Raw genomic sequence first — 26,659 nt, forward strand, 5'->3', positions numbered from 1 at the left:
TCAGGTCTGGCGGGGGTCCGAGGGGCGGGTGCCGGGTTCGGCGAGTTCGATGATGTTGCCGAGGTTGTCGGTGATGAACGCGACGCGCTGACCGATCTCCGCCACGGCCATCGGGCCGCCGATCAGGTTCACGCCCCGGTCGCGCAGCTCGGAAACGACAGCGTCGAGATCTGTGACGGCGAGGCAGAAGTGGTGCAGGCGCGCCGGGTCCATGCTCGACAGGATGTCGTCGGTCGGCGCCTGGCGCTTCGACGCGGTCGCCATCAGCTCGATTCTCACGTCACCGCAGATGAGGAACGCGAAGATCATGCCGTGGGTGTCGAATCGCCGTTCGACGGTGAAGCCGAGCGTCCGGGAGTACCAGTCGATGGTGGGTTCGAGGTCCTCAGAGGTCACGCTGAGGCCGATGTGGTCATGGGAGAAGGCGATGCTCATGCGATCAACTTCGCCGACGGCGCGGCCCCCTTCAAGAGACGGATCGACGGTAGGAACACGGGTACCACTCGCGACCGGGTGTGACCGGCGAGAATCGACTGCATGGCCACCGAAGACGCGGCATTGGGCGCCACCCCGCGCGCGTGGCCGTCGACTACGTCGTGCGCCTGGAGCAGGGCCGCTCCACGACCCCCTCGGCGCAGGTGGTCGCCGCGCGTCGTCCTGATGGCGGCGCCGGGCGGGGACGACTAGACCAGGATGCGCCTGGCGCTCGTGTCGGCGTCCCCACCCCGGCCACCGCTGGCTGGTCCGGGACGCCCAGGTGTCCGCAGCGGTGGCCGTCGTTCGTGGGAGGCCGGTTATCGGGGCGGCTCGTTGGTCCAGGCTGCCGTGGTGGTGGTCTGCCCCATCGACTCCTGCCTCCCGTTGATGTCGGCGTAACCTTCGCCGCTCACCGCGGAGGTCTTCGGGTCGACCACCAGCCTCGTCCCGCCGCCCTGGCCGGAGAACTGCAGGCTCTGCCCGCCGGGAACCCTGCCCAGGTTCTTGACGTCGGGGAGGGAGGCGAGGGCGCGGAGGGCCGCCGCGCGGACCTTGGGCGGGGCCGGGACCTCGGAGAGCAGGTTCTCCAGGAGCATGATCGTGAGGGTCTCCCTCACGGCCGGGTTCTTGGAGTCCTTGGCCGGAACGGTCGCGCTGCCCAGCAGCCTCGCCTTCAGGGCGGAGGGGGAGGCCGGCAGCTTCGCGACCTGCTCCATCCGGAGGTGGGTCCGGCGCACCGTGATGGGGTGCCGCCCGGGGAGCTTGGTGACCGCCCCTCCCTGGACGCGGACCCATCTGCGGCCGTCGGTCGTCGTCCAGCTCTCGAACGTCTGGGCGGTGCCGGTCGCGCCGACGTTCTTGACGTGCCAGTAGGTGCCCGAGGCCGCCGGCTTCGTCTCCGCGGTGGTGGCCGCGACGAGAAGGACCTGCGAGCCCGACATCTCGGCCGTGGTCGTGCGGTCCTTGTGCGCCGAGCCCGGGGCCAGCGCGCCCGTGGCGGCGACGGCGACGGCCACGGCGCCCGCGGCGGCGGTCGCTCCGATCGCGAGCATCGGGCGGCGCGACCGGTGCGTGCGGACGGGGCCGCGCATGGTGTTCTGGAGCTGGTGCCGGCGGCGGTCGAGCGTCTCGGCCGACGGCTCGGGCTTGGTCAGCGCGGCCTCGAGAAGCTGCAGGTCATCCATCGAGTTCCTCCCTATTGATCATCTGCTGGAACTTCTTGCGGGCCCGGCTGAGCCGGGAGCGGACCGTGCCGTCGGCCACGCCGAGTGTCCGGGCCACCTCCTCATGGCTGAGCTGGCCGAGGGCGATGAGCAGGACGACGTCACGCTCGCCCCGGTTCAGCTTGGTGAGGGCCTTGAGGAGCTGTGGCTGCAGGCCCCGCGCCGCCAGCGAGGCGACGACACGGCTCTCGGGGCCCTCGGCGGAGGGCGCCGTGCCCGTCCGCATCAGTGCCTTGTAGTGGCGGGCCTCCTTGCGGCGGTGCCGCGCCACCAGATTCGTGGCGATGCCGAACAGCCACGGCCGCAGGCCGCCCCGTGACAGGTCGAAGCGATCCCGTTGCGCGAAGGCCACGCAGAATGTCTCCGCGGCGATGTCCTCGCCTGCCTGCACGTCCAGCCGTCCGACCGCGTACCGGTACACATCGCGGAAGTACCGGTCGTAGACGGCGGTGAACTCGTCCGGATCCCGCCGGAACCGGGCGACGAGCTCCGCGTCCGCTGTCTGCCGGTCGACGTCAGCGGTCACGTTCGTGTCTCCATCAGCGTTCCCCTGACTGAGGTGGTCGATCATCACCGACCCTTCGCCGCACCCCCCCGGACGCGTTCCCACCCCGCCCGGCCCGCCGGGGGTCCGCCGTCCGCCAGGTCGCGCAGCCGGGTCGAGATCTTCGACGGCGAGGCAGATGTCGTGCGGCCGTGCCCGGGGTGTATGCCCGACCGGCATTTCGATCTAGATTTCGGCTGGTCTTCCCTGCGGGGCGCATTTTCCGGGCCCGGTAAGGACCACTGTCGGGTGGAGGTACGCTCGGTGTCCGCATGCGTGCATTGTGTGGTGGGAAATGATGTCGATTTGCTCTCACCTCGCGGCGCGGCGGCATGAAACGCGTATCCGGGGGGACGCATCCCCGCCGAGCGGCGATCATTTCGTGCTTTCGGTGTTGCGGCACGAGTCCCCTCGATCGCCGGCCTTGGTCTAAGGAGAAGACAGCTGATGACCGTGTCGCAGCAGGAGCCGACGCCCCCCGGAGACGACCTGCTCTCCTCTGCGTCCGACGCCCCGTCCGACGAACGCGCGAACCGGATCCGCCGCGCTCTGGAGCGGCTGATCGGCGTGGCGGCGACGGAGGGCAACGCCGTGACGCCCCTGCGCAACGGGGACGAGATCTTCCCCCGGATGCTGGACGAGATCGCCGGGGCGCGGAGCACCATCGACATGATGACCTACGTGTACTGGCGCGGTGACATCGCTCACCGGTTCGCCGACGCGTTGTCGGAGCGCGCCCGCGACGGGGTGCGGGTCCGGTTGCTCCTGGACGGCATCGGTGCCTGGCAGATCGAGAAAGACCTGGTGGAGCGGATGGAGGAGGCCGGAGTGACGGTCGCCTGGTTCCGCAAGCCCGTCTACGTGTCGCCGTTCAAGCAGAACCACCGCTGCCACCGCAAGGTGCTGGTGGTGGACGAGCAGGTGGCCTTCACCGGCGGTGTCGGCATCGCTGAGGAATGGTGCGGTGACGCCCGCGACGAGAGCGAGTGGCGCGACAGCCATTTCGAGGTCCGCGGGCCCGCGGTGGACGGAGTCGCTGCCGCTTTCGCGCAGAACTGGGCCGAGTGTCACGACATGCTGTTCGACGACCGTGACCGTTTCGTCGGCCACGAACCGGCAGGGGACGCCGTGGTGCAGGTGGTGCGGGGGTCGGCCAGCTTCGGCTGGCAGGACATGCAGACCCTCCTGCGCGTCGTCCTCCAGCTCGCCGAGAACCGGCTGCGGCTGGCCTCCGCCTATTTCGCGCCCGACGACTATTTCGTCAATCTGCTGTGCGAGACCGTCGCCCGCGGCGTCGAGGTGGAGATGCTTCTCCCCGGCCCGCACGCCGACAAGCGGGTGAGCCGGCTGGCGAGCCAGCGCCATTACGAGGATCTGCTGAAGTGCGGAGTTCGCATTCACCAGTTCCAGCCCGCGATGCTGCACACGAAAATCCTCACCATGGACGGAATGGTCTCGCTCATCGGGTCCACGAACTTCAACCGGCGCTCGATGGACCACGACGAGGAGGTCATGCTCGCCGTGATCGACCAGGGGCTGACCGCGACCCTGGACGCCCATTTCGACGAGGACCTCGCCCGCAGCGAGCGGGTCGATCACGCGCGGTGGGCCCGGCGTTCCGTGACGCAGCGCGCCAAGGAGATGTCGATCACGCCCATCCGCCGCTTTCTCTAGGCCCGCCCCGCGGGGCGGGCCTAGAGACGGTGCGGGGTGAAGGTGGTGCCGTCCACGAGGAGGTCGCAGCGGTCGAGGGTGGCGTCGGCGGTGAAGTGGGCCTGCTCGCGGACGGCCCAGTCCTCCCAGGCTCCGGTGTACTCGGGGCCGTCCCGGTCGAGGGCGCGGGCGCGGCGCAGGTCGTACGGTGCGTCGATCCAGATCCGGTAGGCGGCGGGCGACTTCGCCCAGGCGGAGCCGACGCCCTCGATGATCAGGACGGGTGCGGGCGGGACGCGCTCCTCGGGGCCGTAACGGTCGCGGTGCCAGTCGTAGCGGCGCAGCACGGCGGGGCGCCCGTCCCGGAGCGGGTCGAGGACGGCGTGGCGCAGGGGCTCCCACCAGGTGAGCGGGTCGGCGTGCCACGGCACCCGGAAGTCGTCCGACCGGACGACCGGGGCGCCGACCAGGACCTCCGCCAGGTGGTCCGCGAACGTGGACTTGCCCGCGCCGCTCGGGCCGTCGACCGCGACGATCCGCACCGGGCCGCAGGACGGCGGCAGAGCGAGCAGCCGCGCGGCGAGCGCGGGGTAGGTCACGCTGGGGCGGGCCCCAGCGGGGGAGGGCATGGCGGACTGCGGCACGGACGGCATACTTCCAGGTGCCAGCCCGAGAAGGAGAACGCCCTTGCCCGGACCGCTCGAAGGCGTCGTGATCGTCGACCTCAGCCGCGTCGTGGCGGGCCCGCAGGCCACCATGACGCTCGCCGACCTCGGCGCCCGCGTGATCAAGGTCGAGCGGCCCGGCGACGGGGACGAGACCCGCGGCTGGGGTCCGCCGTTCGCGGGCGGGGAGCGGGTGAGCACCTACTACCTGTCGATCAACCGGAACAAGGAGTCGATCACCCTCGACCTGAAGTCGGACGAGGGCCGCGACGTCCTCGCCCGGCTCGTCCGGCACGCCGACGTGCTCGTGGAGAACTTCCGGGCGGGCGTGCTCGACCGGCTCGGCTTCCCGGTGGAGCGGCTGCACGAGCTGAACCCGGGACTGGTCGTCCTGTCCATCACCGGGTTCGGGCACGACGGGCCCGAGGGCGGGCGGCCCGGCTACGACGCGATCATGCAGGGCGAGGCGGGGATCATGAGCGTGACGGGGCCGCCGGGCGCACCGAGCAAGGTCGGCCTGTCGATCGCCGACATCCTCGCCGCGGGCAACGGCGTCGCGGGCGTGCTGGCCGCCCTGTACGAGCGGTCGCGCACCGGGCGCGGGTCCGTCGTGCGCACCTCGCTGCTGGCGTCGGTGGTCGGCGCCCACATGTTCCAGGGGACGCGCTGGACCGTGGCCCGGGAGGTCCCGGAGTCGGTCGGCAACGACCACCCGTCCATCGCCCCGTACGGGACGTTCCGCTGCAAGGACGGGCAGCTCCAGATCGGCGTCGCGAACCAGAGCCTGTGGCGCAGCTTCGCACCGATCGTCGGCCTGGACCCGGACGACCCCCGCTACGCGACGATCCCCGACCGCGCGGCCCGGCGCGCCGAACTGACCGCCGACATCGAGCGGGTCCTCGCGGGCGACACGCGCGACGCCTGGCTCGGCAGGCTCGGCGAGGCGGGCGTCCCGGCGGGGACGATCCGGTCGATCGACGAGGTGTACGAGTGGGAGCAGACCCGCTCGCAGGGCCTGGTCATCGAGGTGGACCACCCGCAGCTCGGGCCGATCGAGCTGCCGGGGCCGCCGCTGCGCTTCGACGGCGCGCCGCCGCGCGGGCACACCGCGCCGCCGCTGCTCGGGGAGCACACCGCCGCGGTCATGGCCTGGCTCGAGGACAGAGAGCGCGAGGAGAGGGGCGAGTGATGGATCTGCTCGGCGGGACGGGCGGCCCGGTGCGGATCGCCGGACGGGAGCTGCCACGCGACGAGCTGCTCGGCTGGGCGTCCGCCGTCGCCGCGGAGATCCGGGGCGCGGACGCGGTCGCCGTGCACGCCACGGCGTCCCTGGAGACGGTCGCGGCGGTCGTGGGGGGCCTCCTCGCGGGCGTCCCCGTGGTGCCGCTGCCCCCCGACTCCGGGCCCGCCGAACGCGCGCACATCCTCGGCGACTCCGGCGCGAGCCTGATCCTCGCGGGCGGGAGGACGGAGGTCTCCAGCACGGAGCCGCCGCTCCTCCCCGTCGACTGGCTGTCGCCGCACGACGGCGGCGTCGATGCGGAGGTCGCGCCCGACGCGACCGCCCTGATCCTCTACACGAGCGGGACGACGGGCGCGCCGAAGGGCGTCCTGGTCTCGCGGAGCGCGATCGCCGCCGGGCTCGACGCCCTGGCCGAGGCCTGGGCCTGGACGCCCGCCGACGTCCTGGTCCACGGGCTTCCGCTGTTCCACGTGCACGGCCTCGTCCTCGGCGTGCTCGGCCCCCTGCGGGTCGGCTCGCGGCTCGTCCACACCGGGCGGCCCAAGCCGGAGCTGTACGCGGCGGCGGCGCAGGACGACGGCGGCAGCCTGTTCTTCGGCGTCCCCACCGTCTGGTCGAGGACGGCGGCGGACCCGTCCACCGCGGAGGCCCTGCGCGGCGCGCGGCTGCTCGTGTCCGGCAGCGCGCCGCTGCCCGTGCCCGTCTTCGAGCGGCTCTCGGCCCTCACCGGGCACCGTCCGGTCGAGCGGTACGGCATGACCGAGACCCTCATCACGGTCAGCGCCCGCGCGGAGGGCGACCGTCGCCCCGGCTACGTCGGCACGCCGCTGCCCGGTGTGCGGACCCGCCTGGCCGCCGAGGACGGCTCGCCCGTCCCGCCGGACGGGGAGACGCCCGGTGAGCTGCACGTCCGTGCGCCGCTGCTGTTCAAGGGGTATCTCAATCGGCCGGAGGCGACGGCGGAGTCGTTCACGGCGGACGGCTGGTTCCGCACCGGCGACATCGCCACGATCGGCCCGGACGGCTGGCACCGGATCGTCGGGCGCGCGTCCACCGACCTCATCAAGAGCGGCGGCTACCGGATCGGCGCGGGCGAGATCGAGAACGCGCTGCTCGCCCACCCGGCGGTGCGGGAGGCCGCCGTCGTCGGCACCCCGCACGACGACCTCGGCGAGCAGGTCACCGCCTACGTCGTAGCCGACGGGGTCGGTGAGAAGCAGCTCATCGACTTCGTGGCCGAGCGCCTGTCGGTGCACAAGCGGCCCCGCGTCGTCCATCTGGTCGGCTCCCTGCCCCGCAACGCCATGGGCAAGGTCGTCAAGGCCCGCCTGGGCGAGCTCTAGGGGAGGAGTTCGGGGAGGACGGGCCGGACCAGGTCGCGGGCGAACGGCTCGGGATGGTCGGGGGCGTCCTCGCCCTCCGCGAAGTAGAGCAGGAAGCCCTGCTGGAAGCACGCGCCCATCAGCAGGGCCGCCGCGGCCCGCGTGTCGGCGGACGCGGCGACCCGGCCGAGGTCGCGTTCGGCGTCCAGGTACCGGGCCAGCGCGCGCACCGGTTCCTGCGGACCCGCGCCGTACTTGCGCAGCGACTCGCGGGTGGCGTGCAGCAGCCGGGGCTGCGCCACCATCGAGACCATCATCGGGAACGCCCGCCGGTAGAAGCGCAGCGCGCCGTGCACGATCGTGACGAGGTTGGACTCGACGGTGCCCTCGCCCGGGACGGCCGTCGAGGTGAACGGCGGCATGCGCTCTTTCAGCACGCTGAGCATCAGCTCCTCCTTGTCGCGGAAGTGCTTGTAGAGCAGCGCCTCGGAGTAGCCGGCCGCCTTCGCGATCTCCTTGGTGGTGGCGCGGGCGACCCCGTGCCGCCGCATGATGTCCGCCGCGGCGTCGAGGATCCGTTCGCGCGCGCTCAATGAGGCCCCCTTGACAGGTGAGTGAACGCTCACCACGATAGAGGTTAGTAAGCACTCACTCACCCCTCTAGACCCTTCGACTTTCCAGGAGGACACGATGAGACTCACGGTGTTCGGGGCGACCGGCGGCACCGGCGTCCAGGTCGCCCGGCGCGCGCTGGACGCCGGCCACGAGGTGACCGCCGTCGTCCGCGACCCCACCGCCCTGCCCGGCGAGGTCCGCGCCTGCGCCGACGTCGTCCAGGCCGACGCCATGGACCCGGCCGCGATCGAGCAGGCGGTCAAGGGGCGCGACGCCGTCGTCACCGCGATCGGCACCCGCGACGGCCGCCGGCCGACCAGCGTCTGCGCGGCCAGCACCGGCGCCATCATCGCGGCCATGCGCGCGGCCGGGGCCGAGCGGTTCGTGCTGACCAGCGCGTCCGGGCTCCACGCCGGGCCGGGCGACGACCCGCTCACCCGGTTCGTGGTCAAGCCGCTCGTCCTGGGCCCGCTCCTCAAGCACGCGTTCGCCGACATGCGCGCCGCCGAGGACCTCACCCGCGGCTGCGGGCTCGCCTGGACCATCGTCCGCCCGCCGCGCCTCACCGGCGGCCCCGGCAACGGCCGCTACCGCAGGACGCTCGACCGCAACGTCTTCGGCGGCATGTCGATCGCCCGCGCCGACCTGGCCACCGCGCTCCTCGACATCACCGGCGACCCGTCCACCATCGGGCACGTCGTCAGCGTCGCGGGCTGAGAATCCGCGGGCCGGGGGAAGGGGCGTGACACCTGTCATGCCGATCACCTGACAGAGCGCCTCCGGAACCGGTGACACGCGCTTCTACCGGGGTGTCCGCACGGCCGCGACGCTTGAGGGCATGAAGACGAACCCAGCCATCCGCGTCGACGCCCTCCGGCAGCGGTACGGGGACTTCGAGGCCGTCGCCGGGATCTCGTTCGACGTCGCGGCGGGGGAGCTGTTCGCGCTGCTCGGCACGAACGGCGCGGGGAAGACCACCACCCTCGAAACGCTGGAAGGCCACCGGACCGTCCACGAGGGAACGGTCCGGGTCCTCGGCCACGACCCGCACCGGGAGCGCCGCGAGGTCCGCCCGCGCATGGGCATCATGCTCCAGGACGGCGGCTTCTTCGCCGACCTCACCGTCGCCGAGACCGTCGAGCACTGGCGCGGCTTCACCGCCCGCGCGCGCGAGCGGGACGAGGCCGTCGACATGGCGGGCCTCGCCGAGAAGGCGGACGTGCGGGTGCGGCAGCTGTCCGGCGGCCAGAAACGCCGCCTCGACCTCGCGCTGGCCCTGCTCGGCAGGCCCGACGTCCTGTTCCTGGACGAGCCGACGAGCGGCATGGACCCCGAGGCCCGGCGCGCGACCTGGGACATCGTCAGGGACGTGGTGGCCGGCGGCACGGCCGTCCTGCTCACCACCCACTACCTGGAGGAGGCCGAGCACCTCGCCGACCGGCTCGCGATCCTGCACCGGGGACGGATCGAGGCGTCCGGCACGGTCGCCGACGTCGTCGCCGGGCACGGCGACCGCATCGACTTCCGGCTGCCCGAGCGCCTCCAGATCGCCGAACTGCCCCCGCTGCGGGGCGTCCGCGCCGACGTCCGGGTGGAGAGCGGGCGCGCCCTCGCCTCCTACGCCGTACCGTCCCGCGACGGCGGCGACCCCGGGCTCCAGACGGCGCTCTACGAGCTGCTGCGCTGGGCCGACGAGGAGAGCGTCCGGCTCGACGGCCTGCGGGCGCGCAGCGCCTCCCTCGAAGACGTCTTCCTGCGCACCGCCGAAGGAGCCCCCCGATGAGCCTCGTCTCGCTGGACCCGGCCGCCGTGCTGCGCGTCGCCCGGCTCGACCTCACCCTGCTCTGGCGGAACCGGACCGCCCTGTTCACCGCCGCGGGCCTGCCCGTCCTGTTCGCGGCCATGCTCGTCCCGGTCCGCGGCGAGAAGATCGACGGCGTGGACGGCGCCCTCCTCCAGGGCACCGGCCATCTGGGGTTCTTCCTGGTCTTCGCCGTCTTCATGAACCTCGTCAACATCCTCACCGCTCGCCGCGAGGACCGCACGCTCAAGCGGCTGCGCGGCACCGCCCTGTCCGACGCGGAGATCACCGCCGGCAGCGTCCTCACCGCGACCGCGCTGTACGCGGTGCAGGCCGTCGCGCTGCTCGTCCTGCTCGGCGCCGCGATGGACGGCCGCGTCCCCGCCGACCCCGTCCTGGTGCTGGCCGGGCTCGCGGGCGGCGCCGCCGTGTTCGCGACGCTCGCGTTCGCCGTCTCGGGGATCACCCCGAACGCGGAGCTGGCGCAGCTCACCGTCCTGCCGATCATGTTCGGGTGCATGCTCGGGGCCGGCGTCATGTTCCCGCTGGACGGCCTGCCCGGCTGGGTCCAGGAGGCCTGCCGGTGGGTCCCGCTCAGCCCGGTCGTGGAGATCGTCCGGACGGGGTACTTCGGCCAGGACTTCGTGCACCGCCCCGGCCACCCGTCCGTCGGCATCGCCGAAGGCTGGCTCTGCTGCGTGCGGCCGTTCTTCCTCCTGGCCTTCTGGGCCGCGTTCGGCCGCCTGCTGGCCACCCGCTGGTTCCGGTGGGAGCCGCGCCGCGCCTGAGGACACGCGGGCCGGCATTACAGTGCGATGCGAGGAGGATCGAGTACATGGCGGTCGCGACCACGGCGGACATCGAGGAACAGGCCGCCCGCAAGCTGGAGCGGTACCGGCGGGTGACCTACCGCTCGTTCATGTTCGCCGCAGCGGGCTTCGTCCTGCCGGGCCTGTACGGGCTCGAAGACGCCTACACCAACGGCGACGCGGGCGTGCCCGTCATCGCCGCGGTCATCGCGGGGCTCTGCGTGCTCGCCTGGTGCTACACGCGGCTCGTCCGGGAGGGCCTCGAAGGCAACGCGTCCAGGCGCGACGTCGTGGGCAGCGGCGTCGTCGCCGCCGCGCTGAGCCTGATGCTGCTCACCAGTCCGTGGTTCAGCGTCATCCCCGTCTTCTGGGTCTCGGCCGTGGTGCTGTCCCCGATGGGGCGGAAGTGGATCGTCGCGCTGTGCGCCGGCACCGGGGCGTACTGCGGGGTGGTGGGCACGATCGCCACGGGCCGCCTCTACCCCGACAGCGACGCCCCCTGGTACGTGATCTTCCCGGTGCTGGCCGCCCTGTACACCGCGATCTCCGGGTTCGTCGTGTTCGTCAACCGGTACCAGCGGCGCATGTGGGAGCTGCACCAGGAGGCCTACGCGGCCCGCGACGCCCTCGCCCGGCTCGCGGTCACCGAGGAGCGGCTCCGCTTCTCCCGCGACCTGCACGATCTGCTCGGCCACAGCCTGTCCCTCATCGCGGTGAAGAGCGAACTGGCCAAGCGGACGGTGCGCGACGACCCCGACCGGGCGGGCGCCGAGATGGCCGACGTCCAGCGCGCCGCGAGGGAGGCCCTCCGGGAGGTCCGCGCCGCCGTCCGCGGCTACCGGGCCGTGGAGCTGGACGCCGAGCTGGCCGGGGTCCGGGCCGTGCTGGAGGCCGCCGGGGTGCACTGCGAGATCGGCCCGCTGCCGGAAGGCCTGCCGCCCGAGGCCCGCTCGGTGCTCGCCTGGGTGATCCGCGAGGGCGCCACCAACGTCATCAAGCACAGCGAGGCGAGGAACTGCGCGATCTCGCTCGGCGTGTACGGCGACGCGGTCTACGGTGACTCCGTGGTCCTGGAGATGCGCAACGACGGCGTCCGCGGCGCCGAGACCGCCGAGGGCTCGGGCCTGACCGGCCTCGCCGAGCGCGTCGCCGTGCTCGGCGGCGAGATCACCGCGGGGCGGCACGGCCGCGACGGGTTCCTGCTGCGCGCCGCCGTCCCGCTCCCGCCCGCGCACGGGCCGGGCGAGGGCGGCGCGCGGGAGAGCGGTCGGGCGCTCCCGGCCGGGAGGCCCGCGTGATCCGTGTCCTGCTCGCCGACGACGAGCACCTCATCCGCGGTGCCGTGGCCGCGCTCCTCGGCCTGGAGCCCGACCTGGAGGTCGTCGCCGAGGTCGGCCGCGGTGACGAGGTCGCCGCCGCGGTGGCCGCGCACGGCCCGGACGTCGCCGTCCTCGACATCGAGATGCCGGGCGCGGACGGCCTCGCCGTCGCCGAGGAGCTGAACGCCTCCGGCGCCCGCTGCGCGGTGTGCATCCTCACGAGCTTCGGCCGCCCCGGCTACCTGCGCCGCGCCATGTCCGCCGGGGTCCGCGGCTTCGTCGCCAAGGACGCTCCCACCGACGAGCTCGCCAGCGCCATCCGCAAGATCCACGGCGGCGGCCGGTACCTGGACGCCGAGCTGGCCGCCAGCGCCATGGCCGCCGGGGACAACCCGCTCTCCGAGCGCGAGCGCGACGTCCTGCGCCTCGCCGGATCCGGCGCCGAGACCGCCCGCATCGCGGCCGACCTGCACCTGTCGGAGGGCACCGTCCGCAACTACCTGTCGACCGCCATGGCGAAGATGGGCGAACCCACCCGCGTCCGCGCCGCCCGCGCCGCGATCGACATGGGCTGGATCTGACCTGCGGGGAGCCGTCCCGGCGGGGCCGTGATCTCCGCCCGGGCCTTGGCGGGGGCCTAGGCTTGGGGCGTGAGCGAGCCATTGGTCGAGCGCATGCAGGGATTCGGCGAGACGATCTTCGCTGAGATGTCGGCTTTCGCCGTCCGGACCGGCGCCATCAACCTGGGCCAGGGCTTCCCGGACGAGGACGGCCCGCCCGGGGTCCTGGACGCGGCGGTGAACGCCATCCGCACGGGTGCGAACCAGTACCCGCCCGGCCCCGGCCTGCCCGTGCTCCGGGAGGCCGTGGCGGCGCAGCGGCTGGAGCGCTACGGGCTGGAGTTCGACCCGGCGACCGAGGTGTTCGTGACCGTGGGCGCGACCGAGGGGATCGCCGCGTCCGTGCTGTCGCTGGCGGGTCCGGGCGACGAGGTCGTCGTGTTCGAGCCGTACTACGACTCCTACGCGGCCGTGATCGCGCTCGCCGGGGCCGTGCGCAGGCCCGTCACGCTGCGCCCGGTGGAGGGGCGCTTCACCTTCGACCCGGACGAGCTGCGCGCCGCCGTCGGCCCGCGCACCCGCGCGATCCTGGTGAACTCGCCGCACAACCCGGCCGGCACCGTGTTCACGCGGGACGAGCTGGAGACCATCGCGGACGTCTGCCGGGAGCGCGACCTGGTGGCGATCACCGACGAGGTGTACGAGTACCTGACGTTCGACGAGACCGAGCACGTCCCGCTGGCGACGCTCGACGGCATGCGCGAGCGGACGGTCTCGGTGTCGTCCGCGGGCAAGTCGTTCTCCGTCACGGGGTGGAAGACCGGCTGGGTGACGGCGCCCGCCCCCTACGTCCGGGCCGTCCAGACCGTGAAGCAGTTCCTCACCTACGCGGTCAGCGCCCCCTACCAGCACGCCGCCGCGTACGCGCTGCGCAACGAGATCCCGTGGGTGGAGGAGCTGCGCAAGTCGCTCCAGGCCAAGCGGGACCGGCTCGTCACCGGTCTGGAGGCGGCCGGGTTCGCGGCCTACCGCCCGCAGGGCACCTACTTCGTGCAGGCCGACATCCGGCCGCTCGGCTTCACCGACGGCAGGGAGCTGGCCCGCGCGCTGCCGGAGAAGGCGGGCGTCGTCGCGATCCCGAGCCAGGTGTTCTACGACCACGCCGAGGCTGGCGCCCACTTCGTCCGGTTCGCCTTCTGCAAGAAGGACGAGGTCATCGACGAGGCCGTGAGCCGCCTCGCGCGCCTGCGCTGAGGGGCCCGCGCGGCGCGGAGCATCGCCGGAACCTGCCGAAGAAACGCCGTTCCTTGGGCGGAATTCGCCCGTGAGGGGCGGCCGCCGCGCGGGTTAGCGTCCGTCCCGTGACCTGGGGCCATGCAGAAGGACGCGACCGCGGGCGCGGCGGGACGCTCGGCGGCGAGCGGATCCTGATCGCCCTCGGCGGGAACGCCATGACCGCACCGGACGGCAGCGCCACCCCGGACGCGCAGGCGGCCGCGATCGAGGCGGCGATGGCGCGCGTGGCGGACCTGGTCGCGGCGGGCGCGCGGGTCGCGCTCACGCACGGCAACGGCCCGCAGGTCGGCAACCTGCTGATCAAGAACCAGCTGGCGGCGGGCGTGGTGCCGCCCGTCCCGCTGGACTGGTGCGGCGCGCAGACCCAGGCCACCGTCGGCGTGATGATCATGAACGCGCTGGAGCGGGCGCTGGCCGCGCGGGGCGCCGCCCGCCCGGTGTCCACGGTGGTGACGCGGACGCTCGTGGACGCCGCCGACCCCGGGTTCGCGGCCCCCGCCAAGCCCGTCGGCCGCTACTTCCCGGAGGCCGAGGCCCGCCGCTCGATGGCGCTCGGCGAGGTGTGGAGGCGGTTCGGGGACCGGGGCTGGCGGCGCGTCGTCGCCTCGCCCGAGCCGCTGGAGATCCTGGACGCCGACGCGGCGGCGCTGCTGCTGGACGCCGGGCACGTCGTGGTCGCCGCGGGCGGCGGGGGAGTGCCCGTGGCCCGGGCGGACGGGGCGCTGCGCGGCGTCGAGGCCGTCGTCGACAAGGACCTGGCCGCGCAGCTGCTGGCGCGCCGCCTGGAGGCGACCACCCTCGTGATCGCCACGGACGTGGAGCACGCGATGACCGGGTTCGGGACGCCGCGGGCCCGCCCGCTGCACCGCACGACGGCCGCGGAGCTGACCGCGCTGGCCGCCGCCGGGCACTTCGCCGGCGGCAGCATGGGCCCGAAGGTCGAGGCGGTGCGGCGGTTCGTCGCGGGCGGCGGCCGGCGCGCCGCGATCGCCTCGCTGGCCCGGCTCGGCGACGCCGCGCACGGCAGGGCCGGGACGGTCGTCGAGGGCTGACCCCGGGTAGAGACCGATCACCAGAGCAGCTGAGGAGCGATGACGGTGCCCGATCCGATCGAAGTCCGCAAGATCCCCATCGAGAGCGTGACCGACGCGTCCGGGCTGGCCCGGCTGATCGACGACGGCGTCCTGGAGGCCGACCGGGTCCTCGCCGTCGTCGGCAAGACCGAGGGCAACGGCGGCGTGAACGACTACACGCGGCTGCTCGCCGACCGGGCGTTCCGCGAGGTGCTCCTCGCCAGGGGCACCCGGACGGCGGAGGAGGTGGCGCGGGTCCCGCTGGTGTGGTCGGGCGGCACGGACGGGGTGCTCAGCCCGCACGCGACCGTCTTCGCGACCGCCGACCCCGCCCGCGTCCCCGCCTCCGGCGAGCCGAGGCTGTCGGTCGGCGTCGCGATGAGCGAGGTCATCCTGCCCGAGGACATCGGCCGTCCCGCGATGGTGGAGACCGTCGCCGCCGGCGTCCGCGAGGCCATGAAGACCGCCGGGATCGACGATCCCGGCGACGTCCACTACGTGCAGACCAAGACGCCGCTGCTCACCCTCGACACGATCAACGACGCGAAGGCGCGCGGCCGCGACGTCGTCACCGAGGACACCCTCAAGTCGATGGACATCTCCAACTCCACGACCGCGCTCGGCATCGCCGTCGCGCTCGGCGAGATCGAGGCGCCGTCCGCCGAGCAGATCCACAAGGACCTGTCGCTGTACTCGTCGGTGGCGTCCTGCTCGTCCGGCGTGGAGCTGGACCGGGCGCAGATCGTGGTCGTCGGCAACGTGCGCGGCATCGGCGGCCGCTACCGGGCCGGGCACGGGGTGATGAAGGACGCGCTCGACGCCGACGGGATCTGGGACGCCGTCCGGTCGGCGGGCCTGGACCTGCCCGAACGGCCCCGCACGTCCGACCTCGGCGACCGGCTCGTCAACGTGTTCATCAAGTGCGAGGCCGACCCGGGCGGCTCGGTCCGGGGCCGCCGCAACATCATGCTGGACGACTCCGACGTGCACTGGCACCGGCAGATCAAGGCGTGCGTCGGCGGCGTCGCCGCCTCCGTCACCGGCGACCCGGCGGTGTTCGTGTCGGTCGCGGCGGTGCACCAGGGGCCGTCGGGCGGCGGCACCGTCGCGGCCATCGCCGACCTCGGCTGAAAGCACCTCAGGTGCGGAGAGTATCCGTGGAGTAGCCCCTTGTGGTCGCCGGAGGCTATAGCCTTCCTGGCGTGTCCGGACTGACCATTCCCGAACCACAGTTCCCCGGGGACGACGGAAGCGCCGACCCCCGGTTGTGCGAGGCGCTCGCCGGGTACGCGTCCGGCCGCGTCGGCGTGCACACGGTGCTGCGGCGGCTGCAGGGGGCGCGGCTGCTCGTGCCGATCGTCGCCGTCCTCACCGAGGAGGAGCCCGCGGCCCCCGGCGAGCTGCGGCGGGAGAAGTCGAGCGACATGGCGCTGCCCACCCTGATCGGCGCCGACGGGCGCCGCGGCGTGCTCGGCTTCACCTGCACCGAGACGATGAAGGCCTGGCGCGCCGACGCCCGCCCGGTCGCGGTGCGGGCCGGCGACGCCTGCCGCGCCGCCCTCGACGAGGGGGCGGACGCCCTGGTCGTGGACGTGGCGGGCCCGGTCCCGTTCGCCGTGGACGGGCTGCGCCTGCACCTGCTCGCCGACGGCCGCCCGATCCCGCCGCCCCACGAGGACCCCGACATCCTCGCCGCGGTCGAGGCCGCGTTCGGCTCGGACCCCTCGGTCAGCGGGGTCCGCGTCGTCGAGGGCACCTCCGCCGAGATCGCCGTCCGGTTCGCCGTCGTCCCCGGGCACGACGAGCGCGGCACCGTCCAGCGGGTCTCCGATCGCCTCGCCGAACTGCTGCGCGGCCGTATCGTCGGCGGCGTCGAACTGAACGTGCTGCGCAGGTAGCCCGCCTGCGGGCGGCCGGGGGCGCGGTAAATCGCTGGCCTCCGCCGCGGCCGCTCTGCGACGCTGGCGCCATGGTGGACGTCGACGCATTCCTCGCTGACGGGTACGTCCGGGTGGAGCAGGCGTTCCCCCGGGAGCTGGCGGCCGAGTGCCGCGACATCCTGTGGCGCGACACCGGCTGCGATCCCGCCGACCCCGCGACGTGGACGCGCCCGGTCGTGCGGCTGGGCGAGCACGCCGAAGAGCCGTTCCGGGCCGCCGTGAACACCGGCGCCCTGCACGCCGCGTTCGACGCCGTCGCCGGGAAGGGCGCCTGGCTGCCGCGCAGCGGCCTCGGCACGTTCCCGGTGCGGTTCCCCAGCGATCAGCCGCCCGGTGACGACGGCTGGCACATCGACGCGAGCTTCCCCGGCGACGACCCGGCCGACTTCCTGTCCTACCGGGTGAACGTCGCGTCGAAGGGCCGCGCGCTGCTGATGCTGTTCCTGTTCTCCGACGTGGGGGAGGACGACGGGCCGACGCGGCTGCGCGCCGGCTCCCATCTGGACGTCCCGCCGATCCTGGAGCCCGCGGGGGAGGCGGGCCTGGCGTTCATGGACCTGGCGGGCAAGGCCGTCCCCGCCACCGGGCACCGCCCGCTCGCCTACGCGACGGGGCAGGCAGGCGACGTGTACCTGTGCCACCCGTTCCTGGTGCACGCCGCGCAGGCGCACCGGGGCGCCACCCCCCGCTTCATGGCGCAGCCGCCCCTGCTCCCGGCGGGCCCGCTGCCCCCGTCGTCCCCGGTGCGGGTCGCGATCGAGAAGGCCCTCGGCCGGTCCTGACGTCAGGCCGAGGGCGACCAGGTCGTGGGGAGGCCGTGGGACGGGCCCTCACCGAGGACCACCGGCTCCCCGCCCGGCCACAGCCGCAGCGTCACGACGTGCTGGACGTCGAGCCGCGAGGCGTCGCGCCCCTCGAACGACAGATGCGCCACGGGCGCGTCGGGGGTGGCCGCCGCGCCCGCCCGCTCGATGCTGCGGTCGACGCGCGCCGCCTCCTCCTGCGACAGGTAGGCGCGCATCGTCGAGTGCCACACGACCGTCACGACGCCCTGTTCGGGGGCCAGCCCGTCCAGGAAGTCCGCCGCGCCCGCCTCCACGACCGTCGCGGGGACCCGCGCGGCGACCTCGAACGCCGCCCGCAGCCGCGCCACCCGCGCCGCCTGGTCGGGCCACACGTACGACAGGAGCCGCCGCCGCCCGGCGGGCGAGGCCGTGTCCAGCGGGTTCGGGTCGCATCCGCGCCGCTCGGCGACGGCGAGCGGCGCGCCCACCGGGGGAAGGCCCCGCCAGGCGTCCGGCAGGACGACCGGCGACTCCGGCCCGTACGCGCCGTTCTCGTGCAGGAACCGGAAGTGGTCGGCGCGCAGGTTCAGGCCCGCGCTGGCCCCGATCTCCAGCAGCCTGATCGGCAGGGACCGGGCCGGATCGTGCGCGAGACGGCAGGCGTCCGCGATCGTCAGGAGCCCGCCGACGAGCGGCGCCGCCCGCCCGACCTCGTTGGTCTGCGGCGGGTCGAGGAGGCCGTCGCGGATCTCGGCCGCGTGCCCGGCCAGCACGTCCCGGAACGCGGGCCAGGCCTCCAGCGGGTCGCTCGTCCCGCCGGCGGTCGGGTAGTGCGCGGCCAGTTCCGGCACCCGTCCCTCGAGGACGAGCCGGTGCACCGTCCCCAGCATGCCCAGGATTCGGCCGGTCTCCGTGCGCTCCCCGAGCACCCCCGTCACGACCCCGCCCGGATCGTCCGCCGCCCGCGCGAGCAGTTCGGCGTACATCGGCGACCCGAGCTGGGCGGACGCCCGCGCCTGGCCCAGCAGTGCACGCCTCGTGTCGGCCCCTCCCGGACCCGCTCTCCTCATCGCCACCTCCACGACGAGCCTCTCAGATGCTGGACGCCCGTCCCGGGCGGGGGCGCGGAGTCAATAGGATTCGTCCCATGCTGCGCTGGTTGACCGCGGGGGAGTCCCATGGCCCGGCCCTGACCGCGATCGTGGAGGGGCTGCCGGCCGGTGTGCGCGTGACCTCGGAGGACATCGCCGAGGAGCTGCGCCGCCGGAGGCTCGGCCATGGGCGGGGCGCCCGGATGAAGTTCGAGCAGGACAAGGTCACGATCATCGGCGGCGTCCGGCACGGGGTGACGCTCGGCGGGCCGGTCGCGATCGAGGTCGGCAACACCGAGTGGCCCAAGTGGGAGACGGTCATGTCGGCCGACCCCGTGGCCGCCGACGTCCTCGCCGCCCAGGCCAGGAACGCCCCGCTGTCGCAGCCGAGGCCCGGTCACGCCGACCTCGTCGGCATGCAGAAGTACGGCTTCGACGACGCCCGGCCCGTCCTGGAGCGGGCGAGCGCGCGCGAGACGGCCGCGCGGGTCGCGCTCGGCACCGTCGCCAAGGCGTTCCTCAAGCAGGCGCTCGGCGTGGACGTCCTGAGCCACGTGATCGCGCTGGGCGAGGTCGAGGCCCCCGAGGGCGTCCTGCCGGAGCCCGGCGACCTGGCGCGGGTCGACGAGAGCCCGGTGCGCTGCTTCGACGGCGAGGCGTCGGCGCGGATGGTCGCGCACATCGACGAGACGAAGAAGGCCGGCGACACCCTCGGCGGCGTCGTGGAGGTCCTCGCCTACGGGCTCCCGCCCGGCCTCGGCAGCCACGTCCACTGGGACCGGCGGCTGGACTCCCGGCTCGCCGGCATCCTCATGGGCATCCAGGCGATCAAGGGCGTGGAGCTCGGCGACGGGTTCACCACCGCGCGGCGGCCCGGCTCGCGGGCGCACGACGAGATCGACGCGACCCCCGGCGGGATCCGCCGCCGCACCAACCGGGCCGGCGGCGTCGAGGGCGGCATGACCACCGGCGAGGTGCTGCGGGTGCGCGCCGCGATGAAGCCGATCTCGACCGTCCCGCGGCGGCTCGACACGATCGACGTCACGACCGGCGAGCCCGCCAAGGCGATCAACCAGCGCAGCGACGTGACCGCCGTCCCGGCCGCCGGGGTGGTCGCCGAGGCGATGGTCGCGCTCGTGCTCGCGGACGCGGCGCTGGAGAAGTTCGGCGGCGACTCCGCCGAGGAGACCGCCCGCAACCTGCGCGGATACCTGTCCTCTCTGACGATCAAGTGAGCGGTGCCATGCGACCGAAGGCCGTCATCATCGGGCCGCCCGGCTCGGGCAAGTCCACGATCGGCGCCGCGCTCGCCGAGCGTCTCGGCGTCTCGCTGCGCGACACCGACGCCGACGTCGAGCGGGCCGCGGGCAAGCCGATCGGCGAGATCTTCATCGACGACGGCGAGGAGCGCTTCCGCGAACTGGAGCGCGCCGCCGTCGCCGAGGCGCTGGCCGGCCACGAGGGCGTCGTCTCGCTCGGCGGCGGCGCCGTCCTCGCGCCGGAGACGCAGGACCTGCTCGCCGGGCACACCGTCGTCTACCTGCGGGTCGGCCTGTCGGAGGCGATCAAGCGGGTCGGCCTGGCGTCGGCGCGGCCACTGCTCGTGCTGAACCCCCGCAGCCAGATGCGCAAGCTCCTGGAGGAGCGGCTCCCGATCTACGAGCGGCTCGGCACCGTGCACGTCGACACCGACGGCCGCGAGCCCGCCGACATCGTCGAAGAGGTCGTGAAGGCCCTGGAGGGGGACGCGTGACGGAGGCGCGGGTGCACGTCGGCGGCGCCGACCCCTACGACGTCGTCATCGGGACGGGCGTCCTCGGCGAGCTGCCCGCCATGATCGGGGAGCGGGCGCGGACCGTCGCGGTCGTCCACGCCGAGGGGCTGCCGCAGATCGCCCGCCCCGTGTGCGGGGCGCTCGAACAGGCCGGGTACGCCGTGCACGCGCTGCCCGTCCCGGACGGCGAGGCCGCCAAGGAGGTCGGCGTCCTCGCCGGGCTGTGGTCGTCGTTCGCCCGCCTCGGCATGACCCGGACCGACGTCGTCGTCGGCGTCGGCGGCGGGGCCACCACCGACCTCGCCGGGTTCGCGGCCGCCTCGTGGCTGCGCGGCGTGCGGGCGGTGCTCGTCCCGACGACGCTGCTCGGCATGGTGGACGCGGCGGTCGGCGGCAAGACCGGCATCAACGTCCCCGAGGGCAAGAACCTCGTCGGCGCGTTCCACCCGCCCGCCGGCGTCGTGTGCGACCTCGCCACGCTGGTGACGATGCCGCGCGAGGACTACATCAGCGGCCTCGCCGAGATCATCAAGGCCGGGTTCATCGCCGACCCGGAGATCCTCGCCCTCGTCGAGGACGACCCCAAGGGCGCCGCGCACCCCGACGGCCCGCACACCCGCGAACTCGTCGAACGGGCCGTGCGGGTCAAGGCGGGCGTCGTCTCGGCCGACCTGAAGGAGAGCGGCCTCCGCGAGATCCTGAACTACGGCCACACCCTCGCGCACGCGATCGAGAAGAACGAGGACTACCGGTTCCGCCACGGCCACGCCGTCGCGATCGGCATGGTGTACGCCGCCGAGCTGTCCCGCCTCGCGGGGCGGCTGCCCGCGGACGTCGTGCGGAGGCACCGGGACGTCCTGGAGTCCGTGGGCCTGCCGGTCTCCTACGCCGCCGACTGGCCCGGCCTGCGCGCCACCATGACCATCGACAAGAAGTCGCGGGGCGCCACGCTCCGGTTCGTCGTCCTCGACGGCATCGCCGAGCCGGGCCGCCTCGAGGGTCCGGACGAGGACCTGCTCGCCGCCGCCTACCGGGAGATCACCCGATGACCCGCGTCCTGGTCCTGAACGGCCCCAACCTGCGCCGTCTCGGCGTCCGCGAGCCCGACACCTACGGGACGGCCAGCTTCGACGACCTGGTCGCCGTCTGCCGCGACGCCGGCCGCCGCCTCGAACTGCAGGTCGAGGTGCGGCAGACCGACGACGAGGCCGAGATGATGCGCTGGCTGCACGAGGCGGCCGACGAGCGCGTCCCCGTCGTGCTGAACCCGGCGGCGTTCACGCACTACTCCTACGCGCTGCGGGACGCGGCCGCCCAGCGCACCGCCCCGCTCATCGAGGTCCACATCACGAACCCTGCCGCGCGCGAGGAGTTCCGCCACATCTCCGTCGTCGCCGGCGTCGCCACCGGCACCATCGCCGGATTCGGCACCATGTCCTACGTCCTCGCCCTCCAGGCCGTGGCCGAACTGGTCGCCGAGAGCTCCTAGTCCTCCTGCGCGCCTACCCCTCTTTCGCGGCGCTGCGGGCCATGTCCTTGAGTTCGGCGACGACGTCGTCCAGCGGCGCGACGTCGCGGTGGGCGCGGCACAGGATCGTGGCGCCCTCGACGGCCGCGACGATGAGGCGGGCCAGGCGGGACGCGCGGTCGTCGGGGACCCCGGCGTTGCCGAGGCCGGTGGCCAGGGTGTCCTGCCAGCGCCCGAACGCGGCCGCGGCGGCCGCGGCGAGCTGCGGGGCCTCGTCGTGGGACTCGACGGTGACGGCGACGACGGGGCAGCCGGCGCGGAACTCGCTCTTGATCAGGACCTGCCGCCACCAGCCCGTGAAGGCGTCCACGGCGGACGCGGCGTCGCCGCCCTCGGTGGCGGCGAGGATGCCGGCGTTGAGGAACTCTCCTGCGTAGCGGACGGCCTCCTCGGCGAGCTGCGCCTTGCCGCCGGGGAAGTGGTGGTAGATCGACCCGCGCGGGGCGCCGCTGTGCGCGATGACGTCGCGGAACCCGGTGCCGCTGTAGCCGCGCTCGCGGAAGAGGTAGGCGGCGCTGCGCACCATGCGTTCCCTGCTGTCCGTCCCCATGGGGACGATTATGACATTCATCATACGGTCTTCGCGTTGACCATGACGACCGTCATGGCGAATTTTGGCTATGTCGGACGTCATAGCTACTACCCGCGAGTAGGGTCGGCTCAGGCACGCGATGCAGGCACGGGCTCCGGGACCGGGGCCGGCCGGGAGAAGGAGACGTTCGTGATCGACCTCCAGCGCGACGGAGACGTGTACGTCCTGCGGTTCGACGCGGGCGAGAACCGGTTCGGCCCCGGCTTCCTCGACGCGGTCGAGGGGGCCCTCGACTCGGTGGCCAAGAACGACGGCCCGGGCGCGCTCGTCACCGTCGGCACCGGCAAGTTCTACTCCAACGGCCTCGACCTGGAATGGCTCGGAGCCAACCAGGACCGGTTCGAGGAGTACCTGCGGCGCGTGCACGCCCTGTACGCGCGCGTCCTGTCGCTGCCGATGCCGACGGTCGCGGCGCTGAACGGCCACGCCTTCGCGGGCGGCGGCATGCTCGCCCTCGCCCACGACTTCGCCGTCATGCGCACCGACCGCGGCTACTTCTGCCTGCCCGAGGTCGATCTCGGAATGAGCTTCACCCCGGGGATGAACGCGCTGATCACGGCGCGGCTGCCGAAGGCCACCGCGCACGAGGCGATGCTCACCGGACGCCGCTACGCCGCGGAGCAGGCGCGCGAGGCCGGGATCGTGCAGCGCGTCGCGCCCGAGGAGGAGGTGCTTCCCGCCGCCGTGGAGTGGGCGGCGTCGCTGGCGAGCAAGAACGGGGCGGTCGTGGCGACGATCCGCACCGCGATGTACCGGCAGACGCTGGACGCGCTGAACGGTCCCGCACTGCCGTGACCCCTCCTCCCGGGCGGCTGCCGGGAGTAGGTTACGTTCGACTGGAATCGGATTCGGTTTAGGAAGGGGCGCGGGACACCATGCGCATCGGTATGGCGCTCAGCTACTCGGGCGGTTTCAAGGAGACCGTCGAGGAGCTCGCCGACTACGAGAAGGCCGGCCTCGACATCGTCTACGTCGCGGAGGCCTACAGCTTCGACGCGGTGAGCCAGATGGGCTACATCGCCGCCAGGACCGAGCGGGTCGAGATCGCCTCCGGCATCCTCAACATCTACTCGCGCACCCCGACCGCGATCGCCCAGACCGCCGCGGGGCTGGACTACGTCTCCGACGGGCGGTTCACGCTCGGCATCGGCGCGTCCGGCCCGCAGGTCATCGAGGGCTTCCACGGGGTCCCCTACACCGCGCCGCTCGGCCGCACCCGGGAGATCATCGAGATCTGCCGCAAGGTGTGGCGCCGCGAGCGGGTGCAGCACGACGGGAAGTACTACCACCTGCCGCTGCCGGAGGGGCAGGGCACCGGCCTCGGCAAGGCGCTCAAGCTCATCAACCACCCGGTGCGGGCCGACATCCCGATCATGGTCGCCGCGATCGGCCCGAAGAACGTCGAGCTGACCGCCGAGATCGCCAACGGCTGGGAGCCGATCTTCTACGTGCCGGAGAAGGCCGCGGACGTGTGGGGCGCCTCCCTCGCGGCCGGGAAGGCCAAGCGCGACCCCGCCCTCGGCGAGCTCGACGTGGTCGGGCAGTCCCCGCTCGCCATCGGCGAGGACGTGAAGGGCTTCCTGGAGTTCGGCCGCCCGATGGCCGCCCTCTACATCGGCGGCATGGGCGCCAAGGGCAAGAACTTCTACAACGACCTCGCCCGGCGCTACGGCTACGAGAAGGAGGCCGAGGAGATCCAGGACCTGTACCTGGACGGCAAGAAGGACGAGGCCGCCGCGAAGGTCCCGCAGGAACTGCTGGAGAAGATGTCCCTCATCGGCCCGGAGGGGCACGTCCGCGAGCGGCTCGCCGCGATGAAGGACTCCGGCGTCACGACGCTCAACGTGTCCCCGATCGCGGGCGACCACAAGGGCCGCCTCGCGCTGATCGAGAAGGTCAAGGAGATGGCGGCCGGACTCTGACGGGCCGCCTCCGCCACCGGCGGAGGCGGAGCCGGAGCCCCTTTCCGGGCCCGAACGGCGGGACGCCCAGCTCGAACAGCACGCGGAGCAGGACACCGCCGCCGAACAGGGCGGCCCCCCATGCCAGGGAGCCGCCCGGATCGCCCACCGAGCCGGCCGGGCGCGGGTCGAGGCGGCCGCGCGGGTCGTACACGACCTGGACGCGTTCGCCCCGGCCCGCGACCCTGGACCCGGTCGTCATCGTCCGCACCCGCGGCTCGGCGCAGGCGAGGTCGTGGTCGTAGAAGACGTTCGTTGTCCTGTTCCCCTCGCCGTCGGTGCTGGTGACCTCGCGCCGGTCGACCTTCTGGACCGTGCACGCCGTGGTCCGGCCGCGCTCGCGCATCGCCTGGTCAGACACCGCGCCCGCGACCATGGACGCCCCGATGGTCAGCAGGAAGAAGGCGCCGAAGAAGACCAGGACGTTCTCGTAGCGCAGCTGGGTGAAGACCAGCAGGGCGTATCCGGCCATCATCATCACGAAGAGCAGCGCCGAGCCCGCCCAGTTGCCCGCCAGCGCCGACGGCCCGTAGGCGTCCAGGGCGGCCCGCGCGACGATCAGCGCCGCCCCGGCCAGCGGCGCGCCGACCGCCAGCAGCGCCGCCGGGGCCCATCCCGGCCGATTCCCGTACCCCGCCATCGGAACCCGTCCCGTCGTCCATCCGTGTCCCTGGATGAGACGCGCGGATCCGCCGACCGGATCGGCATCCGATCCTTACTTCTCGCGGCTGGCGGAACCGTGCCGGGTAATAGCCCGGGAGAGGCGGGCTCAGAGCGCCGCGTCGACCTCCTTGGCGACGCGCTCGCCGGAGCGGACGGCGCCGTCCATGTAGCCCGTCCAGTAGCCGGACGTCTCGGTGCCCGCCCAGTGGACCGGGCCGCACGGCTCCCGCAGGGCCGGGCCGAACGCGGTGAGCGCGCCGGGCGGGGCGACGCCGACGGGGCCGCCGCCGCTCCACGTCTCGTTGTCCCAGCGCTGGAACGCGGTCAGCTTCGGGTTCGCGGCCTTGTCGCCGAACAGCTTGGTGAACGAGGCGAGTCCCGCCGCCCGGACGTCCGCGGCCGGCGCGCCGTCCAGCCTCCTGATGTTGGCCTGGTTCATGAAGCCCATCAGGATGCCCCGCGACCCGTCCGGCGGGCTGTTGTCGAACGTCGCGTCGATCGCGCCGCTGTCGGCCACGGCCTGCCCGGTCAGCCCGTCCGCCCGCCAGAACGGCGTGTCGTAGACGGCGACGAACTTGGAGACCGAGCCCATCGGGTAGCGCTGCATGAGCTGCGCCCGGCTCGCGGGCAGCGCCGGCGAGAAGTCGATCCTCCCGGCGATCGCCGGGGACATCGCCACCACGACCCGCCGGGCCGACACCGTGATCCCGTCGGCCGTCACCGTCGCGCCGCCCGCCTCCGTGGCGATCGACCGGACCGGCGCGTTGTAGCGGACGATGTCGCCGAGCCGCGCCGCCAGCCGGATCGGCACCTCCTGCGACCCGCCGACGAACCGCGACTCCTGCGCGCCGCCCCTGGTGTTGATCAGCCGGTCGATCGTTCCCGGGGTGGTCTCGTTGCCCGCCGAGGCCGCGTAGTTCAGCAGGTACAGCAGCGACACCTCCTGCGAGCGCATCGACAGCGTGGAGGAGGCGAACGCGTCCATCAGGAACCGCGCGCCGCTGCTCAGCGAGTTGGACCGCGACCAGGTGTGGAAGGTCTGCGCGTCCCACTCCTCGGCCTTGGCCGCCCTCCACGGCTCGCCGACCGGCACCTCCTTGACCATGCCGCCGAGCTTCAGCAGCGCCAGCTCCAGGTCGACCACGCCCCAGTCCGGCGGGACCGCGCCGAGCAGCCCGTCGGTCGCGTAAAGCGACCGTTTGCCGTCCCGGTAGTAGACGTTCTTGCCCTCGTTGTAAGTCGCGTAGGTGTCGACGCCCATGTCCTCGGCGAGCGCGGCGATGCGGTCCTGCGTCGGGCCGATGAACTCGGCGCCGCCCTCGTTGGTGGTGCCGTCGCCGAGCGGCATCCCGTAGACGCGGCCGCCGGGACGGTCCCGCGCCTCCAGCACGATCACGGCCCGGCCCGCCGCGACGAGGTCGCGGGCGGCGGTGAGCCCGGAGAGCCCGGCGCCGACGATCACCACGTCCGCGGTCAGGGGCGCCGTGCGGGCGGAGGCGCAGGGGGCCGCGGCGGCGGAGACGACGGCTCCCGCGGCGGTGAGCGCGCCTGTGCCCAGCAGTCTTCTACGGCTGACTCGGGTCAAGGGAAATCACTCCTGGGGAAGTCCATGGGGGAGGGACATTCGGGGGACGGAGCACACGCCCGGTCACGCTAGGCCAGCCCTCGACGAAAAGTCGAGGGTTCTTCATGTTCGTGACCGCGTTGAGACGGCCGTACCGCGAT

General features: G+C 73.5%; 28 protein-coding genes. 19 read left to right on the plus strand and 9 right to left on the minus strand.

Translation table 11 applies throughout. The features are described from left to right. The 3 genes from AB0C84_RS00755 to AB0C84_RS00765 form a co-directional block, all read right to left on the minus strand. Positions 1–435 carry a VOC family protein gene (locus AB0C84_RS00755; RefSeq protein ID WP_361059741.1) on the minus strand — a complete coding sequence of 145 codons (435 nt, stop codon included), beginning with the start codon at positions 433–435 and terminating at the stop codon, positions 1–3. Between the two features lie 359 nt (positions 436–794). Beyond that, a complete protein-coding gene (locus tag AB0C84_RS00760; RefSeq protein ID WP_361059744.1) occupies positions 795–1,661 on the minus strand; it encodes a CU044_5270 family protein in 867 nt (288 codons plus the stop codon). Next, positions 1,654–2,226: an RNA polymerase sigma factor gene (locus AB0C84_RS00765; protein WP_361059747.1), complete on the minus strand. Its 573-nt coding sequence runs from the start codon at positions 2,224–2,226 to the stop codon at positions 1,654–1,656. Before AB0C84_RS00765 ends, AB0C84_RS00760 begins: the two co-directional genes overlap by 8 nt. Positions 2,227–2,691: 465 nt before the next feature. Between AB0C84_RS00765 and AB0C84_RS00770 the strand changes: the two genes are divergently transcribed. After that, positions 2,692–3,918 (plus strand): phospholipase D-like domain-containing protein, encoded by a 1,227-nt coding sequence (locus AB0C84_RS00770; protein ID WP_258938958.1) that lies wholly within the window; start codon positions 2,692–2,694, stop codon positions 3,916–3,918. Positions 3,919–3,938: 20 nt separating this feature from the next. On the opposite strand, the gene AB0C84_RS00775 is transcribed toward AB0C84_RS00770, so the two are convergent. After that, positions 3,939–4,541 (minus strand): hypothetical protein, encoded by a 603-nt coding sequence (locus tag AB0C84_RS00775; protein ID WP_361059752.1) that lies wholly within the window; start codon positions 4,539–4,541, stop codon positions 3,939–3,941. A 43-nt stretch (positions 4,542–4,584) separates the two neighbouring features. On the opposite strand from AB0C84_RS00775, the gene AB0C84_RS00780 reads away from it, so the two are divergent. Then, positions 4,585–5,751 carry a CoA transferase gene (locus AB0C84_RS00780; RefSeq protein WP_361059755.1) on the plus strand — a complete coding sequence of 389 codons (1,167 nt, stop codon included), beginning with the start codon at positions 4,585–4,587 and terminating at the stop codon, positions 5,749–5,751. Beyond that, positions 5,751–7,148 carry an acyl-CoA synthetase gene (locus AB0C84_RS00785; RefSeq protein ID WP_361059758.1) on the plus strand — a complete coding sequence of 466 codons (1,398 nt, stop codon included), beginning with the start codon at positions 5,751–5,753 and terminating at the stop codon, positions 7,146–7,148. The genes AB0C84_RS00780 and AB0C84_RS00785 overlap by 1 nt, the downstream gene beginning before the upstream one ends. Here the strand turns inward: AB0C84_RS00785 and AB0C84_RS00790 are convergent. Continuing rightward, positions 7,145–7,720, minus strand: a complete 576-nt coding sequence (locus AB0C84_RS00790; protein WP_258938961.1) for a TetR/AcrR family transcriptional regulator — start codon at positions 7,718–7,720, stop codon at positions 7,145–7,147. The genes AB0C84_RS00785 and AB0C84_RS00790 overlap by 4 nt on opposite strands. A gap of 97 nt (positions 7,721–7,817) precedes the next feature. Here AB0C84_RS00790 and AB0C84_RS00795 point away from each other — a divergent pair, with 97 nt between their 5' ends. The 10 genes from AB0C84_RS00795 (at position 7,818) to AB0C84_RS00840 (ending at position 17,322) form a co-directional block, all read left to right on the plus strand. Then, on the plus strand, positions 7,818–8,459 hold the full coding sequence (locus AB0C84_RS00795) for an NAD(P)H-binding protein (protein ID WP_361059762.1): 642 nt from the start codon (positions 7,818–7,820) through the stop codon (positions 8,457–8,459). A 121-nt stretch (positions 8,460–8,580) separates the two neighbouring features. Beyond that, on the plus strand, positions 8,581–9,525 hold the full coding sequence (locus AB0C84_RS00800) for an ABC transporter ATP-binding protein (protein ID WP_361059765.1): 945 nt from the start codon (positions 8,581–8,583) through the stop codon (positions 9,523–9,525). After that, positions 9,522–10,331: an ABC transporter permease gene (locus AB0C84_RS00805; RefSeq protein WP_361059768.1), complete on the plus strand. Its 810-nt coding sequence runs from the start codon at positions 9,522–9,524 to the stop codon at positions 10,329–10,331. The genes AB0C84_RS00800 and AB0C84_RS00805 overlap by 4 nt, the downstream gene beginning before the upstream one ends. Before the next feature lie 47 nt (positions 10,332–10,378). Continuing rightward, a complete protein-coding gene (locus AB0C84_RS00810) occupies positions 10,379–11,650 on the plus strand; it encodes a sensor histidine kinase (RefSeq protein WP_361059771.1) in 1,272 nt (423 codons plus the stop codon). Continuing rightward, entirely contained in the window at positions 11,647–12,252 is a 606-nt protein-coding gene (locus tag AB0C84_RS00815) for a response regulator transcription factor (RefSeq protein ID WP_179842808.1), read from the plus strand. The genes AB0C84_RS00810 and AB0C84_RS00815 overlap by 4 nt, the downstream gene beginning before the upstream one ends. A 69-nt stretch (positions 12,253–12,321) precedes the next feature. Continuing rightward, on the plus strand, positions 12,322–13,485 hold the full coding sequence (locus tag AB0C84_RS00820) for a pyridoxal phosphate-dependent aminotransferase (RefSeq protein WP_361059774.1): 1,164 nt from the start codon (positions 12,322–12,324) through the stop codon (positions 13,483–13,485). A gap of 107 nt (positions 13,486–13,592) precedes the next feature. After that, complete coding sequence (locus AB0C84_RS00825; protein ID WP_361059777.1) at positions 13,593–14,579, plus strand: carbamate kinase; 987 nt, start codon at positions 13,593–13,595, stop codon at positions 14,577–14,579. A 39-nt stretch (positions 14,580–14,618) separates the two neighbouring features. Then, positions 14,619–15,731 (plus strand): ring-opening amidohydrolase, encoded by a 1,113-nt coding sequence (locus tag AB0C84_RS00830; protein ID WP_361059780.1) that lies wholly within the window; start codon positions 14,619–14,621, stop codon positions 15,729–15,731. 71 nt (positions 15,732–15,802) lie between these two features. Next, on the plus strand, positions 15,803–16,498 hold the full coding sequence (locus tag AB0C84_RS00835; RefSeq protein ID WP_361059783.1) for an SseB family protein: 696 nt from the start codon (positions 15,803–15,805) through the stop codon (positions 16,496–16,498). Between the two features lie 71 nt (positions 16,499–16,569). Beyond that, complete coding sequence (locus AB0C84_RS00840) at positions 16,570–17,322, plus strand: phytanoyl-CoA dioxygenase family protein (RefSeq protein ID WP_361059786.1); 753 nt, start codon at positions 16,570–16,572, stop codon at positions 17,320–17,322. Positions 17,323–17,324: 2 nt separating this feature from the next. Here AB0C84_RS00840 and AB0C84_RS00845 read toward each other — a convergent pair whose 3' ends face one another. Continuing rightward, positions 17,325–18,395 carry a DUF2332 domain-containing protein gene (locus AB0C84_RS00845; RefSeq protein ID WP_361059789.1) on the minus strand — a complete coding sequence of 357 codons (1,071 nt, stop codon included), beginning with the start codon at positions 18,393–18,395 and terminating at the stop codon, positions 17,325–17,327. Between the two features lie 77 nt (positions 18,396–18,472). On the opposite strand from AB0C84_RS00845, the gene aroC reads away from it, so the two are divergent. From aroC to aroQ, 4 genes are read left to right on the plus strand one after another with little or no spacing between them, the layout of a single operon-like run. Then, complete coding sequence (gene aroC, locus AB0C84_RS00850; RefSeq protein ID WP_179842803.1) at positions 18,473–19,651, plus strand: chorismate synthase; 1,179 nt, start codon at positions 18,473–18,475, stop codon at positions 19,649–19,651. 8 nt (positions 19,652–19,659) lie between these two features. Further along, positions 19,660–20,169 (plus strand): shikimate kinase, encoded by a 510-nt coding sequence (locus AB0C84_RS00855; RefSeq protein WP_361059792.1) that lies wholly within the window; start codon positions 19,660–19,662, stop codon positions 20,167–20,169. After that, positions 20,166–21,239 carry a 3-dehydroquinate synthase gene (gene aroB / locus AB0C84_RS00860; protein WP_338742407.1) on the plus strand — a complete coding sequence of 358 codons (1,074 nt, stop codon included), beginning with the start codon at positions 20,166–20,168 and terminating at the stop codon, positions 21,237–21,239. The genes AB0C84_RS00855 and aroB overlap by 4 nt, the downstream gene beginning before the upstream one ends. Beyond that, a complete protein-coding gene (gene aroQ, locus AB0C84_RS00865; protein WP_361059795.1) occupies positions 21,236–21,679 on the plus strand; it encodes a type II 3-dehydroquinate dehydratase in 444 nt (147 codons plus the stop codon). Before aroB ends, aroQ begins: the two co-directional genes overlap by 4 nt. A gap of 13 nt (positions 21,680–21,692) precedes the next feature. Here the strand turns inward: aroQ and AB0C84_RS00870 are convergent, their stop codons facing one another. After that, positions 21,693–22,268, minus strand: coding sequence for a TetR/AcrR family transcriptional regulator (locus AB0C84_RS00870; protein ID WP_179842799.1), 576 nt, complete (start codon positions 22,266–22,268; stop codon positions 21,693–21,695). A 171-nt stretch (positions 22,269–22,439) separates the two neighbouring features. Here AB0C84_RS00870 and AB0C84_RS00875 point away from each other — a divergent pair, with 171 nt between their 5' ends. Both AB0C84_RS00875 and AB0C84_RS00880 read left to right on the plus strand, forming a co-directional pair. Continuing rightward, entirely contained in the window at positions 22,440–23,105 is a 666-nt protein-coding gene (locus AB0C84_RS00875) for an enoyl-CoA hydratase-related protein (protein ID WP_361059799.1), read from the plus strand. Between the two features lie 80 nt (positions 23,106–23,185). Continuing rightward, positions 23,186–24,232, plus strand: a complete 1,047-nt coding sequence (locus AB0C84_RS00880; RefSeq protein WP_361059802.1) for an LLM class F420-dependent oxidoreductase — start codon at positions 23,186–23,188, stop codon at positions 24,230–24,232. Here AB0C84_RS00880 and AB0C84_RS00885 read toward each other — a convergent pair. Beyond that, positions 24,207–24,911: a hypothetical protein gene (locus tag AB0C84_RS00885; RefSeq protein WP_361059805.1), complete on the minus strand. Its 705-nt coding sequence runs from the start codon at positions 24,909–24,911 to the stop codon at positions 24,207–24,209. The two genes, AB0C84_RS00880 and AB0C84_RS00885, sit on opposite strands and share 26 nt — an antisense overlap. A 129-nt stretch (positions 24,912–25,040) precedes the next feature. After that, a complete protein-coding gene (locus AB0C84_RS00890; RefSeq protein ID WP_361059808.1) occupies positions 25,041–26,519 on the minus strand; it encodes an FAD-dependent oxidoreductase in 1,479 nt (492 codons plus the stop codon). Between the last annotated feature and the right edge of the window lie 140 nt (positions 26,520–26,659).

This window comes from Actinomadura sp. NPDC048955, assembly GCF_040649435.1.
Classification (GTDB): domain Bacteria; phylum Actinomycetota; class Actinomycetes; order Streptosporangiales; family Streptosporangiaceae; genus Spirillospora; species Spirillospora luteofluorescens.